General features: G+C 36.4%; 14 protein-coding genes and 1 rRNA gene. 1 reads left to right on the forward strand and 14 read right to left on the reverse strand.

Translation table 11 applies throughout. The features are described 5' to 3' along the window. A 5S ribosomal RNA gene (gene rrf, locus ESV24_RS15660) occupies nt 1-80 on the forward strand; the annotation flags it as partial. A 412-nt stretch (nt 81-492) separates the two neighbouring features. Here rrf and ESV24_RS15500 read toward each other — a convergent pair. From ESV24_RS15500 to ESV24_RS06255, 14 genes are all read right to left on the reverse strand, one after another. Further along, a complete protein-coding gene (locus ESV24_RS15500; protein ID WP_111815522.1) occupies nt 493-717 on the reverse strand; it encodes a DUF6095 family protein in 225 nt (74 codons plus the stop codon). Then, entirely contained in the window at nt 710-1,525 is an 816-nt protein-coding gene (gene murQ / locus ESV24_RS06195; RefSeq protein WP_111815523.1) for an N-acetylmuramic acid 6-phosphate etherase, read from the reverse strand. The genes ESV24_RS15500 and murQ overlap by 8 nt, the downstream gene beginning before the upstream one ends. A 26-nt stretch (nt 1,526-1,551) precedes the next feature. Next, nucleotides 1,552-2,352, reverse strand: a complete 801-nt coding sequence (locus tag ESV24_RS06200; RefSeq protein ID WP_111815524.1) for a DUF4249 domain-containing protein — start codon at nt 2,350-2,352, stop codon at nt 1,552-1,554. 4 nt (nt 2,353-2,356) lie between these two features. Further along, on the reverse strand, nt 2,357-4,723 hold the full coding sequence (locus ESV24_RS06205) for a TonB-dependent receptor (protein ID WP_111815525.1): 2,367 nt from the start codon (nt 4,721-4,723) through the stop codon (nt 2,357-2,359). Between the two features lie 61 nt (nt 4,724-4,784). After that, on the reverse strand, nt 4,785-7,013 hold the full coding sequence (locus ESV24_RS06210) for an NADP-dependent isocitrate dehydrogenase (RefSeq protein WP_111815526.1): 2,229 nt from the start codon (nt 7,011-7,013) through the stop codon (nt 4,785-4,787). 772 nt (nt 7,014-7,785) lie between these two features. Beyond that, complete coding sequence (rplS, locus tag ESV24_RS06215) at nt 7,786-8,136, reverse strand: 50S ribosomal protein L19 (protein WP_068761998.1); 351 nt, start codon at nt 8,134-8,136, stop codon at nt 7,786-7,788. A gap of 156 nt (nt 8,137-8,292) precedes the next feature. Continuing rightward, on the reverse strand, nt 8,293-8,706 hold the full coding sequence (locus tag ESV24_RS06220) for a type II toxin-antitoxin system VapC family toxin (protein WP_111815527.1): 414 nt from the start codon (nt 8,704-8,706) through the stop codon (nt 8,293-8,295). Further along, entirely contained in the window at nt 8,703-8,948 is a 246-nt protein-coding gene (locus tag ESV24_RS06225; protein ID WP_111815528.1) for a DUF6364 family protein, read from the reverse strand. The genes ESV24_RS06220 and ESV24_RS06225 overlap by 4 nt, the downstream gene beginning before the upstream one ends. An 89-nt stretch (nt 8,949-9,037) precedes the next feature. Then, nucleotides 9,038-9,712: a tRNA (guanosine(37)-N1)-methyltransferase TrmD gene (gene trmD / locus ESV24_RS06230; RefSeq protein ID WP_111815529.1), complete on the reverse strand. Its 675-nt coding sequence runs from the start codon at nt 9,710-9,712 to the stop codon at nt 9,038-9,040. A 108-nt stretch (nt 9,713-9,820) separates the two neighbouring features. Continuing rightward, nucleotides 9,821-10,261, reverse strand: coding sequence for a GNAT family N-acetyltransferase (locus tag ESV24_RS06235; protein ID WP_111815530.1), 441 nt, complete (start codon nt 10,259-10,261; stop codon nt 9,821-9,823). A gap of 20 nt (nt 10,262-10,281) precedes the next feature. Beyond that, a complete protein-coding gene (locus ESV24_RS06240) occupies nt 10,282-11,457 on the reverse strand; it encodes a DUF748 domain-containing protein (protein ID WP_111815531.1) in 1,176 nt (391 codons plus the stop codon). Nucleotides 11,458-11,579: 122 nt separating this feature from the next. Continuing rightward, entirely contained in the window at nt 11,580-13,010 is a 1,431-nt protein-coding gene (locus tag ESV24_RS06245; protein ID WP_111815532.1) for a cadherin repeat domain-containing protein, read from the reverse strand. A gap of 10 nt (nt 13,011-13,020) precedes the next feature. Further along, nucleotides 13,021-14,682 (reverse strand): cadherin repeat domain-containing protein, encoded by a 1,662-nt coding sequence (locus tag ESV24_RS06250; RefSeq protein WP_111815533.1) that lies wholly within the window; start codon nt 14,680-14,682, stop codon nt 13,021-13,023. Between the two features lie 32 nt (nt 14,683-14,714). Beyond that, nucleotides 14,715-16,280: a cadherin repeat domain-containing protein gene (locus tag ESV24_RS06255; protein WP_111815534.1), complete on the reverse strand. Its 1,566-nt coding sequence runs from the start codon at nt 16,278-16,280 to the stop codon at nt 14,715-14,717. Nucleotides 16,281-16,307: the final 27 nt, after the last annotated feature.

Raw genomic sequence — 16,307 nt, forward strand, 5'->3', positions numbered from 1 at the left:
TTACCTTTCCGAACAGAGAAGTTAAGCCCGTTTGCGCCGATGGTACTGCAATCCTGTGGGAGAGTAGGTCGCCGCCTTCCTTGAAGTCCCTTCACTTTTGTGAAGGGACTTTTTTTATGGAATAAAGAGAAATGTTCTTTCACAGTATGACGGTATATGTTGGCCACTACTAAAAGTGACCGGAACATGCCGTTTCTCTCATATAGATCCCTACCTTTAAAACCTACATTAAAATATGATAGCTTTTTCTTTGAGAAAGTCTCGATACCAACTTACCGGATTGTAAATATTAGATACGGATACCATATAGTAAATTCAATGGGAAAGAGATATTATGGTATCAAAACACGATATGCCGAACTGGCTTATTTCCCTTTGATTGGCTGAAGATTATGATAATTTAGAAAGCTCGCAGGTCTAAATAATGCGTTGTATTTCAAAAAGTAAAAAAGAAGTCGTTCTGGTTAAAGTAGAATTAAAATAATTTCTTCATTAAAAAATAGATTTCAAGATAGTATTTATTCCTTTGAAGCAAAGATAAATAGCACTCGCACCGGCAATTACTCCGAAGAATAGAAACACGTAGAACATAAATGTTTCTTTATTGAGGAAGGATAAAGTTAGCAGATAAGGGCTTAAAAAAAGTAACGGCAAAGCAAAAGCCATAAATTTTAGTCCCTTTTTCAATAAGTCAAAATTTGTGTGCTCTTTACCCATTTTGAAAATTATTTATAGCGTTCCGAACAGATTTATGTTTTTCTAAAAGTGCTTGCGCTTCTTTTTCTGTAATATTTAATTCAGTCATTATCATTCTTACGCCACGATCGACGAGCTTGTTGTTGCTGAGCTGCATATCTACCATTTTGTTTCCTTTTACCCTGCCTAATTGAACCATAGCAGCTGTAGATATCATGTTTAAGACCAGTTTTTGAGCGGTGCCCGCCTTCATTCGTGAGCTTCCTGTAACAAATTCTGGGCCTACTATTACGATCACGGGAAATTGTGCAGTTAGAGCCAAAGGGCTTGCTTCATTGCAGGTTATACAGCCTGTAGCAATGTTGCTTTCATTACATTTCTTCAATGCCCCAATTACATAAGGAGTAGTTCCCGATGCCGCAATGCCAATTACAATATCCTTTTCTGAAATATTTTCTGCTTTGAGATCTTCCCAACCTTGATTTTCGGAATCTTCTGCAAATTCCACGGCTTTTCGGATTGCTTTATCGCCTCCCGCAATCAAACCAACCACTAAATTTTGCGGAACGCCGAAGGTAGGCGGACATTCGCTCGCATCGACAATTCCTAGACGGCCACTAGTTCCAGCACCAATGTAGAACAATCTTCCGCCAGCTTTCAATTTTTCAACTACTTTTTTAGTAAGTTTTTCTATCTGCGGAAGCGCATTTTCAACAGAATGTGCGACTGTTTTATCTTCTCTATTGATGTTTTGAAGCAATTCAGAAACACTCATTTTTTCCAAATGATTGTATTCCGAATCGGATTCTGTTGTTTTAATAAAAAACATATTCAAATTTAGGATTAAAAAAAAGATTATTGAACAGTGTAATTAAGTGTAGAAACTTCTGAAATCCTGAAATACCCCAACGGAAAATTATCAGCAGTTGTTTCATTAACAATATTCCCACGAACGGTTGCAGGCTGTGTTTCAAAAGGACCACCACCTCCATCACTGGTTTGTTGCAACAGGATAAACATAAAATTATAATAGGCCTCGCTTACGCCATAAATATTAAATTGCACTTTGTCTCCGGGAACCAAATCTTCAACCAAATAATAACCAAAAATGGTGTTACCATCAAAAAATTCATCATTATAAACATCTAAAACGTCCCCTCTTTCTGAAAGTCCTTCGAAAAAATAAAAGTTTTGTTCACCTGCAGGATCGGTAAAAAAGGCCTTCAGTTCAATATCTTCTCCGGTAAAACCACCATCATCGCGCTGCTCAACAAATTGCAATGGGGAAACTGTATAAAGCCTTTCAGTAGCCGTATAAGTTTCATTTTTATAAACTATAGTCAACCTATAATCCACATTCAGTTGAGGGGCTAAACTAGATGTATAAACTCCATCTTGATTGTAATTAAAAGGGTAAACCAAGCCGTTTTCATCTATAATTTTAACATCTGCATCTGTCACAAAAGGTACATTATCATCAAAAAATGGAGCGGTTGTAGTTAAACGAACAGCAGCACTGGTACTTCCATTTTCCCAAACGTTTAGATTTGCCTCTACCACAAGCCTTGGTGGGGCGTCGTTAAGCGCTACATCAATAACATCTTCACACGAAGAAAAAATTCCGAAGAAAATCACCAATAAAAATAACTTCTTCATGTTCTTAAAATTTAAAATTATAGGTTACCGAAGGGATTATCCCAAAAATTGAAAGCCTTACCGCTTCATTTTGACCAATGTCTGTATTTTCTCTGAAACTTACGGAAGCAGCATTTTTACGGTTGTAAGCGTTGTAAATACTGAAAACCCATTCACCTTTCCAGCGTTTGGTTGATTCGGGTTTAGGAGTCCATGTGGCGGAAAAATCTAAACGATTGTATGAAGAGAGTCTACTGCTGTTTCGTGCTTCGTAAACGGGAACTACTACACCATTATACGCGTATTGCCCTTCTGGATATGTGGTAGGAATGCCTGTTTGAAAAATGAAATTTGCTCCAAACGACCATTTTTTTGAAAGCTCATATTGTCCAGTTATTGAAATATCGTGCGTTTTGTCCCACGCTGAATTATACCATTCACCATTATTGATTCCACTTTCACTTGCCGTTCTTCCTGGGGTTCGCTGTTCACTCTTGGAAAGCGTATACGCAATCCAGCCCTGAAATTTTCCTTTAGTTTTTTTGAAAAGCATTTCAAGTCCATATGCTCTTGCTTCACCGTTCAATAGTATTTGCTCCACGGCGTCATTTGCAATTAAATCGGCATCATCGACATAATCCAAACGGTTTTTCACTTTTTTGTAATAGGTTTCCACTTCCAAGGAATAGTTTTCAAAATTTCTGAAATAACCTAATGCTACTTGATCTGCCAATTGCGGCTCAATATATTTTCCGCTGGGCGCATATATATCAAAAGGAGTGGGCGAAGTGGTATTGCTGATTAAGTGAATGTATTGCGACATCCTATTATAGCTAGCTTTTATGGAAGAGTCGTCATTCAGCAAATATGAAATTGCAAAACGTGGCTCCAGTTTAGCGAAAGATTTTATTGTTTCACTTTTACTAAAGGAAACTGTGTCAATTGGTTTTCCTTTCTGATAAATATCTAAGCTTTCATTATAAATTATTGGGTTGTCATTTTCATATAAAAATAATTGATCCTGCCCTAAACGATTAAAAGTTGACAATCTAAGTCCCGCCTGAACTGAGATTTTATCTGAAATTTCAGTTTCGGCTTCAACGTAGGCCGCGTTTTCCCAAGCGTATTTGTCGGTCAGTTTAAAAGGATTAATCCCTGAATCTTCAGTAGTTGGCGTTACATCTCCAGGATTGAATTTGTAGTAAATACTGTTGATTCCATAACGTAAATCGATGTTGTTTGAAATATAATGTGTAAAATCATATTTCAAATTGAAATTTCGGACACCGCTATCAAAATCAAATTCAACAAACTTAAGTTGCAGGCCATAGTAGTAATCTGAATAGATAAGTGATAGGTTTGAAAATAATTTATCAGAATAAAGATGGTTCCAGCGCAGGTTTAGTGTAGTGTTTCCGAATTTATTTGCAAAGCTGTCAGAGATTTCAAAAACATCCCTTCCGAAGTAGCCTGACAAGAATAAACGGTTGTTATCGTTGAAATTGTAGCTAAGTTTAGTGTTAAGATCATAAAAATAGGCAACGTTGTCATTATCAAACAACGGGAGGAATAAGTGTGCGTAACTACTGCGGCCGCCAATCAAAAACGAAGCAACATCTTTTTTTATTGGGCCTTCCAAAAGTAAACGACTTGCAACCAAACCAATTCCACCACTTGCGTGATATTCCCGCTTGTTTCCGTCTTTTTGGTAAATATCTAAAACCGAAGAAATACGTCCGCCGTAGCGAGCCGGAATTCCTCCTTTATAAAGGGTTAAGTCCTTAATTGCATCTGGGTTAAAAACTGAAAAGAATCCAAATAAATGCGAAGAATTATAAAGTGTAGCCTCATCCAGTAAAATCAAATTTTGATCTGCCGCGCCGCCACGAACATTGAAACCGCTTGCGCCTTCGCCAGCACTTGTAACGCCAGGAAGCAATGTAATAGCTTTTATTACATCTACCTCGCCTAAAACCACAGGGATTTTTTTAATGGTGCTTGTGGAAAGCGTATTTGCACTCATCTGTGAGCTACGAATATTGAGTCTCTCACCATTCGCTTCAATTACTACTTCATCTAAACTTTCAGTATCAGTAGTGAGTTGCAAATCTTTTTTTATATTTTCGGAAAGAGAAACCTGAACTCTTTGTGGTGCAAAACCGATGCTACTGTAGACAATTTCATATTCGCCCTCGGGAATTGTAATGGAATAATAACCGTATTGGTTAGTTACTGTACCTGTTTGAAGGGAAGGAATAATTACGTTGACGCCAATCAGTGTTTCTCCGGTATCCTCTTCGGAAATTGTACCGCTAAGTGTGAACTTTTCCTGCGCGAAGACCATTGTGCTTCCGAAGAAAATTAATAAAATCAGTATTTTTTTCAGTTGCATATATTAAAAATGGGTAAAAAAAACCTTCAGCAATGCTGAAGGTTTTAAAACGGTTTGATTTTTATTTTATTTCCGTCAGTATTTTATTAAAAGTGTTGCTTGGTCGCATCGCTTCAAAAACTAACTTTTCGGTTGGCTCATAATAACCGCCAATATTTATTGAATGACCTTGAACGCTAATCAATTCTTCATTTATTTTAGCTTCGTTCTCTTTCAGTTTTTTAGCTATTGGAGTAAAGATCTTTTTCAGATCTTGGTCTTTGTCTTGGTTGGATAAAGATTCTGCCCAATACATCGCCAAATAAAAGTGGCTTCCGCGATTGTCTATTTCATTAGCCTTTCGAGAAGGTGACTTACTGTTTTCCAAGTACTTTTCAGTTGCTTCATCTAAAGCATCTGCTAAAACGATTGCCTTTGGATTGTCGTATTTGCTTCCTAAATGCTCCAGTGAAACTGCAAGCGCCAAAAATTCTCCCAACGAGTCCCAACGCAAGTGGTTTTCTTCCATAAATTGTTCAACGTGTTTTGGCGCAGAACCTCCCGCACCAGTTTCAAACAAACCGCCACCATTCATCAATGGAACAATGGAAAGCATTTTTGCGCTTGTGCCCAATTCTAAAATAGGGAAGAGGTCTGTAAGATAATCACGCAATACGTTTCCAGATACCGAGATAGTATCTTTTCCGGCTTTTACTCGCTCTAAAGTATATTCGGTAGCTTTTTCCGGGGAGAGGATTTTTATTTCAAGTCCGTCAGTATTATGTTCAGAAAGATATTTATTAACTTTTTTAATAAGCTCGGCGTCGTGCGCGCGGTTTTCATCTAACCAAAAAATCGCGGGATTTCTGGTTGCACGTGCGCGCTCTGCTGCAAGTTTCACCCAATCTTGAATCGGTAAATCTTTCACTTGGCACATTCTCCAAATGTCACCTTTTTCAACATTATGTTCAATGATTACTTTTCCGGAAGCATCCGAAACTTGCACTTTACCTTCTGCTGAAATTTCAAAAGTTTTGTCGTGGCTTCCGTATTCCTCTGCTTTTTGGGCCATCAAACCTACGTTTGGAACGGTTCCCATTGTTGTAGGATCAAAGGCTCCGTGTTTTTTACAAAACTCAATTGTTGCTTCATAGATTCCTGCATAACTACTGTCGGGAATCACGGCCTTTGTATCGTGACTTTTTCCATCGGGCCCCCACATTTGGCCAGAATTGCGAATCATCGCTGGCATAGAAGCATCGATAATTACATCGCTTGGCACGTGCAGATTAGTAACGCCTTTATCACTGTTAACCATTGCGAGGTCTGGATTTTTAGCCATTATTTTTTTAATGTCCTTCAGGATTGCGTCTCTCTCATTTTCGTTTAATTCGGAAAGTTTGTTTTCCAAATCGCCCAGGCCATTATTTGCATCAATGCCCAATTTTTTAAATGTGTCTGCATATTTTTTGAAAAGATCTTCAAAATAGACCTTTACCGCGTACCCAAAAATAATAGGGTCGCTCACTTTCATCATTGTAGCCTTTAAATGAACTGAGAATAGCACTTTCTTTTCTTTAGCATCTTTCACCTGTTCTTCCAAAAAGGAAACCAAAGCTTTCTTGCTCATAACCGTAGCGTCGATAATTTCACCTTTCAGCACATTAAGATTTTCCTTTAAAACGGTTTTATTCCCGCCGTTTTCAACCAAAACAACCTTCAACGTGTTATCTGTTACCATTGTCAGTGATTTTTCGTTATGAAAGAAATCACCGTGCTGCATTGTAGAAACATGGCTTTTGCTGTTTTTGCTCCAAGCACCCATGCTATGAGGATGTTTTTTCGCAAAATTTTTCACTGCTTTTGGTGCACGACGGTCGCTATTGCCTTCCCGAAGTACTGGATTTACAGCACTTCCTTTTATTTTGTTATACTTTGCCTTAATTTCTTTCTCTTCAGGAGTAATAGCGGTTTCTGGATAATCGGGAATATTGAAACCTTTCTTTTGAAGTTCTTCAATAGCTTCTATAAGTTGCGGTAAGGAAGCACTTATATTTGGTAATTTAATTATGTTGGCTTCCGGTGTTTTTGCAAGTTCGCCAAGTTCAGTTAAATCGTCACTTACACGCTGCTCTTCTTTGAGGAATTTTGGAAAAACAGCTAAGATTCTTGCTGCAAGCGAAATATCGCGGCTTTCCAGTCTTATGTTTGCGGGTAAAGTGAAGGCTTCAATAATAGGTAAAAAAGAGTGGGTTGCTAAAGCAGGTGCCTCATCAGTTTTGGTATATATAATTTTAGAAGAATTTGTCATTGAAATATTTTTTTTGAAATTTTAAGGTAAGCAAATATAGCGATTTGGGGGGGGCTTTTAAAAGGTAGTTTAAAAGTTTAGGAGCTTTTAAGTTTTGGGTTTAAAGGATGCGAAATTTTGCCAGGAATTCACGAGTGTTTTTCAATTTTTCATAGTATTTCGCAAAAATATGGTGCACAAAAAACACAATTATTAGTGAATTCGTGACCAAAAACCACTAAAAACAAGAAAAGCCATATCACTGTATAAATACATTGTGATATGGCTCCTTGTAAAGTAAACCGTTATCGCCAATCCGTCAAAGACAGATTTAATGCAAGTTTATTATAGACTTGCGAGCGTGACTTACTTACACGAGTTCAAATTTTTCTAGTTTCGTAGTTGCCGTAAGGCAAATGCGTCTTACAAAAAATTGACTCAAAACTTTTTTTAATCTCAATACTAATAATCTAAAGATCTTGAGTACCTCAAACAACTAAAAAAAGTATGTAAAGTGTTTTCTTTTTATTCTTTCAAAATCTGGAAACTAACAGTCATGAGAGCGTCAGCTTCGTCAACAATTTGAGAAAAATATTTGTAAAAGAACGTTACTTTATTTTATCAACTTGGCTGTGAAGCCATTTTGATAATGCTAATATAGAACGGAAAATTTAATATGCAATATTGTATAACCCCTTAAAAGTCCACAGTTTACAAACATCGCTTATCAACAATTGTTCATAAAAAAAGCCCTGTAAAAACAGGGCTCTTGATAGTTTTCAACAAAGAAGAACTACATACGCTTTTCTTTGATACGGGCTTTTTTACCGGTCAGACCTCTAAAGTAGTAGATACGAGCTCTACGTACGCTACCTTTTTTGTTGATCTCAATTTTTTGGAGGGCTGGCATGTTAAGCGGAAAAATACGTTCCACACCAACAGTACCACTCATTTTACGGATTGTAAAAGTTTTGGTAATACCTGTTCCTTTCACTTGGATTACAACACCTCTAAAGAACTGGGTTCTTGTTTTTTCACCTTCACGGATTTCGTAGTAAACAGTAATTGTATCACCAGCTCCGAATTCAGGAAATTCTTTTTTTGTAACAAATTCGTCTTGTACAAATTTTATTAACGCTTCCATTTTAATAATTTGATAAGGTTTAAATTAAAACAACGTTCGCGGTTTTCGCCAGAGGTTGAATTAAGTGGGTGCAAAAGTAAGGAATTTATGTTATGAAGCAAGATTTAATTTCTTTTTTTAGGTTGTTAGAACTTAAGTTTATTTTAAAGGATAATATTATTTTTTCGCCAAAAACTCCTTTGCCGTTAAAACTGGAATTTTCGAGTTTTTAAAATCTTTTTTGTTGCGGGTTAAGATAATATCAATTTGATTTTCCATAGCCGAATAGTACTGTAATCCATCTTCGAAATCTGGAAAATCATCATCACTTAAAGCTAGTTGGGTTATTTTATCATCTAAGCTAAGTATTTCTACCAAAACCTTAAATTTTCGTAATATTTCACGGGCTTCTTTTGGTGACTTTAGTTTAGTTAGTATATAATTTGTGTTTGCAAATGTTAAAGCTGAAATCGTCAAATTAAGTTCCTTTCTATCCGCTCGCGAAAATAAATCGGCCGCTTCATCATAGAATTCTTTTCGTCTTGAAAGCAGGTCTATAACTATATTGGTGTCAATCAATATTCGGCTCATTTGTATTTTTCAATTAAATAGTCTGAATATCCATCCTTAACATCAAAATCTTCGTCAAGTGTTATTACGCCACTTAAACTCTCTACCAAAGGAGTAATAGTAGCGCCATTTATTTTGCGTTTTGTGAGCGCGGTCAAATACGACTCTATTAGTTTTGACAGACTTATATTGTTCGATTTTGCATAGACTTTTGCACTTTCTATAATAGTTTCGTTAAGGCTTAGTGTGAGTTTTTTGTCCATTGTAAATTGTTTTACGTGCAAAAATAATAATTTATTACGTAAAATAAATAAAGTTGCATTTTTTTTTGGGTTATTCGTTTAATTCACTTTTACTCCAGCAAATCCGGCCGACGTTCCTTTGTGCGCTTATAGGCTTGATCTTCCCGCCATTCCTCAATTTTTGGGGTATTGCCACTTGTTAATATTTCGGGAACGGTCCAGCCTTTATATTCAGCGGGGCGTGTGTAAATTGGTGGGGCCAATAAATTATCTTGAAAAGAATCTGTCAGCGCGCTGGTTTCGTTTCCCAAAACTCCGGGAATCAAACGGATTATGGCATCGCAAACAAGGGCAGCTGCAAGTTCTCCACCGCTTAAAACGAAGTCGCCCACAGAGATTTCACGGGTTATAAAATGATCGCGCACGCGCTGGTCCACACCTTTGTAATGCCCACAGAGAATAATTATATTTTCTTTCAGCGAAAGCTCGTTGGCGGTATGTTGATTGAATGTTTTGCCATCGGGTGTCATATAGATTATTTCGTCGTAATCGCGTTCAGCTTTTAATTCTGAAATACATTTGTCGATGGGTTCAATCATCATAACCATTCCGGCGCCTCCGCCGAATTGATAATCGTCTATTTGTTTGTAAGAGCTGGTGGACCAATCGCGGAGGTTGTGGGTATGAACTTCTACGATGCCTTTTTCTATGGCGCGTTTTAAGATGGAAACCTCAAAAGGACTTTGGAGCAATTCTGGCAGTACGGTAATTATATCAATTCGCATTATAGAAATTCTTTTTTCAGTTTAAAGCAATTTGCGGATGCTTGTGCGGACACTAAAACGTTTTGGATATAGCGACTTTTAATTGTAAAATTACTCTAATTACCCAAATCAAGCCTCCCAAGTGTAATGATTTACGTGTGTATCTTTTTTCCAGCCCAATTTTTTATAAAGCGTCTGGGCAGGATTGTCTATGTCGGTTTCCAATGTAAGACCTTTACTGCCTTGTTGTTTGGCGAATTTTTTAGCGTTTTCCATAAGTGCTTCGCCCACACCTTTTTTTCTGGCTTCAGGTGCTACATAAAGATCGTTCAAAATGTAGGTACGCTGCATGGAAACCGAAGAATAACTGGGGTATAGTTGCGTAAAACCTAAACCTTTATCTGAAGCATCTAAACATAGAAAAATAACCGAATCCTGTTTTATAAGCCTTTCTTTCAGAAAATTTCTGGCAGCGTCCAGATCTGATTTGTGTTTATAAAAAACACGGTATCCATCAAACAATGGGACTAGTTGTTCTAGATTTGAAAGAGTGGCTTTTATTACTTCCATATTAAAATTTTGATAAAGGTTTATCCCTTTTTGGCTTCACGTTCCTTTTTGCGCTGAGCGCGTCTTTCTTGCCGTTCTATTTTGCGGAGTTCGCGTTTCTGCTCTCCCGTCAAGTTTTCATCCTGAAAAGCATCTTTGAATTCAATATCTCCATCAACGTCGCCGGTGAAAGCTTTTATCCATGCGTTCTCAAAAATATTTATAACGGTAGGCCAAACGCCAGCTTCTACATTATTCAAGTCTCCTTCAAAAGGAACTTTAGTAGCCAAGGTATCTGTGCCTTGATTTTTCAGAAGAAATTTGAAGAAACCTACAAACCCTTCCCATAAAACTTCAATAAAGCCGTCCTCTTTTCCAATTAATTGAGTGTCGTTCAGCAATGGTTTTACATAACCTATTAAATGGCCGTCTGCTATTGCCACTTCACTATAAACTCCGAAAGTTCCCTTTTCAAAATCGATACCGGCATAATAATTTGTGAAATCGTTCAGGGCAGTAGCCTCTGCATTTTCAAGTGAAAAGGAGAGATCCATGTCTGGAATTTCTTTCACAAGATTCATATTTCCTTCCAATGAAACTTTTCCCTTGCCAATAGAAACGCCAGTGGCACGAATACGCGAGGGGAGAATACGTTCTTTTTCAACAACATTACGAAGGTTGTCTGCGGTGAGCTCAAGATTATTAATTTGTAAATCGATATTGGGTTCTGCGGAAAGTTGGACGAATGCCACTTTACCGTTGTGAACCTCAAAATGGTTTATGTCTATGGGAACAATATCTGTAAGTGCTTTTGTCCAGTCGTCCACATTCGCATCGCCGCTTTCTTCTTTTTGGTCTTCGAAAACATAGACAACTTCGGGACTGGTCATTATTATTTCACTCATAATTTTGCCTTTGAAAAGTGATTTCCATTCAATTGAAATATCGCTTTTTGGAAATTTGAGAAAAGGAACCTGTGATTCTGCAGTACCTTTATTTAAGTACATCCCATTAATAACATAAGCGCCGCGAATAAGGGAGATATCAATATCTTCAACCTGTCCGTAATAGCCAGGAATGTTTGCCAAAACCCTGTTTATATTATTTTTTACGAGTGTGGGAAGGTATAATCGAAAGGCAATAAGGAGTATTAAGATTATAATGGGAACAGTGTAGCGCTTCTTTTTAAGACCTCTTTTTGATTTTATTTCCGACATTTTAGGTGCTAAAAAATTTTAACAAATTTGATTTAAAGCGTGGAGATTTTCAGTTAATGAAGTCATAAAAGAAAATTCTGCTTTGACAGGAATCTCAATTATTTAAAAAACTATTATAATTTTTATAAACTACAGTTGCCGTCTATTATATCTTGTTTTGTTGGGTTGTAGGCATTATTATAAGTTTGATAATTAGTATTTGGATCTATTGTTAAAACATTTATTAAAGAACAAAAATCAATAAGATTGGTGTTTTCAGTAATGCCTATACCTTCAATATGAGATAGTGATTCTAAACCATTTAAGCTTATTAAATTTTCATTGCCGGTAATACCTATATATCCATCTACATGGTCCAAATTAATAAGCCCTTCAATATTTCTAAGAGTATTATTATATGTAATACTTAAACCTCCTTGCCCAAGAGAAGTAACACTGGTAAGTCCATCTAAATTTTCAAGTGAGTCATTGTTATTGATAATTATATTTCTAATATAATTTGTATTTGCTAGCCCATTAATATTTTTAAGAGAAGGATTGCTCCTGATTTCTAGAAATATAAGTGTGTCATTCAGATTTTGAAGCCCATTTAAATTTTGGAGACTGTTATTTTCTGATATTGAAATATGATTATATCCAAGATTGATATTTGTTAAATTGCTCAAACCATCTATATTAGTGAGTGCGTGACAATTACTAATGCCTATAGCTTCTACACTAATAATGTTATTTGCCCAATCGAGATTTATAATTTCTGGGCAGAATCCAATTCCTAAAATATGTTGAATTTCAACAATCTGGCTCAACCCGGAAAGATCCGTTAATGAATTATTGGCAACTATACTTAAACTTGAAAGTGAAGTTATATTATTAAGCCCTATTACACTTTCTAAAGAGCTATTATTAGAAATCTCAAAAAGCCCCAATATAAAATCCAAATTAAGTCCGTTTGTGGTTGCTAAGACAGCGTTGTTTTTAATTTGAAAAATACCGTTAATAATTTTTGTACTTTGAAGAGCTGTTAAATCTGTTATATCAGAATATCCTTCATTTTCTCTTTTACCAATTATTAAAAAACCGTTAATTTGAGTATAATTATTCGCCCCAAAATCATCTACTTCTTGTTGTGATTTTAAAATTACATCGCCTTCATAAATATTATCCTCAACTAAATCATTCAAGGTAACCGTAACCAAAGCATTTTCAGAAACAGTTCCATTTGCAACCTTTATTATTCCTGTAATTGTAGGGTTAGTCTCGAAATCAAAAAGCGTTTCATCTGCAACTTTCAATTCACCGGAAATTGCATCAATTGTATATGCACCGGAAGGTGTTTGCTCTGTGATTGAAAATGTAACCGACCCTTCATTCGTACTTGCCGATACAATACCAATTACTTGCGCATTCGTTGGGTTTTCATCCATCGTTTTTGAGAAATCTGAAGTTGTTACAGTGACCTCTGCAATGATTGGCCCATCGCTGTCTTTTGAGCAGGAAAAGAATGTGAAAAAAATAATAGCTGCTGTTAGTTTGAAAGGTAAAATTCTATTCATTGTTTTATTTTTATAGGCTACAATTGCCGTCTATGATATCTTGTTTTGTTGGGTTGTAGGCATTGTCTTCTACTTGATATTCGCCACCTAAACCATCTTCGACGATAAGAGTTGTAAGGCCGCAAAAATTTGCCAGAACTGGATTGTCACGAATTTCAAGAGAGTTTTGAATTGTGGTGAGATTATTTAAGCCTTCCAGATTTACCAATGAATTATTATACAATATCTTCAATCGACGGTTTATCGCTTGTAAATTCTCCAGTCCATTTAGGGTAGTTAAATTTTGATTTTCTCTAATATTGACGTCAGTTGCAGATATAAGGTTTTGCAATCCATTTAATGTTGTTAGCGAAGGGTTACTATTTATATTTAAATTTCCGGCAACAGAAACATTTTGCAAACCATTTAAGTTTTCGAGGGCCTCATTATATATAATTTCTATCCTATCGGTTGGTGCACTATTTTGCAATCCTTCAATGTTAATCAGTGCATCGTTGTTATCAATTATAATACTTTCTACTGTTGTTAAATTATTGAGGCTGTTCAAATTTAATATCAGTGGGCTTTCTCTCAGGGCGAAGGTCTCTACTGATGATAAATTGCTTATACCATTTAAATTTTGCAATGCAGAGTTACCCCTAAATGCTAATGAACCGCCAATACTTGTTAAATTGCTTAAACCATCAATATTTTGCAGTGCAGGGTTGTCGAATATGCCAAAAGCGTATTCAACAGTCGTTAAATTGTTGAAACCGTCCAAATTCAACAAGGAGTCATTTCCATCGATTAAAATGCTAATGGCATTTTCCAAGCCTGTCAGACCGTCAATATTCCTTAAATTAGGATTGCTGATAATTAAGACATCGCCTACATTCTTCAGATTTTCAAGCCCATCAAGATTGGTCAGACTGGAATTGTTCATGACCCAAAATTCATAAACAACATCCCCAGCTGGTTCTACGGTTCGAACATTGCGTAGACCTTCTACGTTTACAAGAGATGGATTGTCTATCAGGCCAAAATCTTCACCAAAATAAACAATGTTGTCGAGCCCGTCCACATTTGTAAGGTCCGCATTATAGGTAACATAACAATTTTTGGCAACATATTCCAAAGTGTCCAACCCGCTTATATCTGTAATATCTGAATATTCCGGTCCCATAAAAATTCCAATGATTAGCCCGCCGTTAATATGGGTGTAGCCCTGAGCGGCAAAAGCATCCACTTCTACCTGTGTTGTTAATCGCACAAGACCTTGATAAACCTTGTCTTCATATGAATCCGTTATGCCAATGACTACGCTGGCGCTTTCAAAAACTTCGCCATTAGAAACTTTTATGATCCCTGAAATTACGGGATTCGTTTCGTGATTGAAAAGCTCGGAATTCGCAACGGTAAGTTCTCCGGTTTCGCCATTGATGGCGAAAGCCCCGGCGGGGGATTGGGAGGTTATTGAAAAGGAAACCGTTCCTTTATTTGTGCTTCCTTCAACAGTTCCCAACAGTTGTCCATTTTCAGGATGGTTTTGAATGATGACGGAAAAGTTGGCCGTTTGTACAGAAATGGTATTCTCCAGTAAAACTGGCGTATCATCTTTACTGCAGGAAGTTAAAACGACTAAAATTAGCAGTAACGAATATTTAAAAATTGAGATGAACTGTGATTTTATCATTTTGGTTAATTTGTTTTTTTAATCGAATGGATTTATAAACTACAATTGCCATTTAAAATATCTTCCCGAGTAGGGTTATAGGCATTGCCATAAACAATATAAGTATCTCCAGGGCCATTATTTTCGACAACTGTTTGTAAGCCACATAAATTTGTGAGAGAGCTATTTTCAATAATTCTTAAATCATCGCCAATGGTGTCTAGATTATTCAAGGAATCCAAATTTGTTAGTGCCGGATTGTTTTGTATGGAAAAACTAAATTGTACCGTATTAAGATTTTCAAGTCCTGCGATGCTGGACAAATTGGGGTTTTGAGAAATTCCTAAATAATTAACAGTAGTGAGATTATTCAATCCGCTCAAATCAGTTATAGAAGAATTTTGGTAAACATATACCTCGTTCGCTGATTGAATATTTTCCAAACCTTGAAGATTGACCAATGAAGGGTTGTTAGAAACATCAATGATTTCGGCTGCTTGGAAATTGCTTAAAGCACCAATATTTAGTAGAGAGTTATTGAAACGGATATCAATTTCCGCAGTGCTGGAGGAAACATCTTGAAGTTCATCTAAATTGGTTAAAAGATTACAACTTCCGATTGAAAGTAAAGTGCTAATTTGAGTTAAATTCTCCAACCCTTCCAAATTTGGTAAAACATCATTACCGCCAATTTTTAATGTAGAAACCCCAGTGATATTTTCAAAACCTTTCAGACTAGTAAGTTGTTGATTATTTTGTATTTGGATAGATCCAACAGTTATTAACTCGAACAATCCTTGTATATTGATCAGAGATGGATTGTACCCAATGTTTAGAATTCCGCCTATATGGTTAATAGCTAAACCATCCATATTTGATAGAATTTGATTACGGTAAATATTTAAATCCATTGTTACCGTTTTAAGTTTATTCAGTTCCGCCACACTGGTTAAGGAAGGGTTGTCGAAAATATGCAAATGACTTCCCACATATTCCAAATTATGCAAACCAGTTAGATTTGCAAGATCTTCATTGCCCGCAATAAAAAGATTTTCGCCAATGGAAATCAAAGAAGTTAGCGGGCTTAAATCAGTAATATCCGAAAAATCCAATTCATAGCGGGTTCCAATTACTAGTTGTCCGGTTATGTGGGTATAATTGTTGGCACCAAAAGCATTTAATTCGGCTTGGGTTTTTAACCATATCCTGCCATCAAAAACGTTATTATCATCGATGTCCTCGAGATAAATAATCACCAATGCATTTTCAAAAACATTCCCGTTGGAAACCTTTACAGTCCCCGTTAGTATAGGATTTGCCTCGAAATCGAATAAATCTGGATTTACAACCTTGATTTCGCCAGTTGAAGCATCAATTTCAAATGCACCGTTCACAGATTGTTCTGTGATCGAAAATGAAACTGAACCTTGGGATGTACTGCCGTCCACAGTTCCTAAAATTTGTCCTTCAGAAGGCATTTCATCAATAGTTACTAAAAAATCGGCGGCACGAACGGTAATCGCAGAAAGTGATTGATCGTCGGAACTACAGGAATTAAAAAGGATGAAAATAGAAATGAGAAGCAACGTTAAAAAAAAACTCTTCGGTAAATATCGCATTATTAAAGAAATGTTAAAAGTGAGTTT

It is taken from the genome of Aequorivita lipolytica (assembly GCF_007997135.1).
GTDB classification, from domain to species: Bacteria; Bacteroidota; Bacteroidia; order Flavobacteriales; family Flavobacteriaceae; genus Aequorivita; species Aequorivita lipolytica.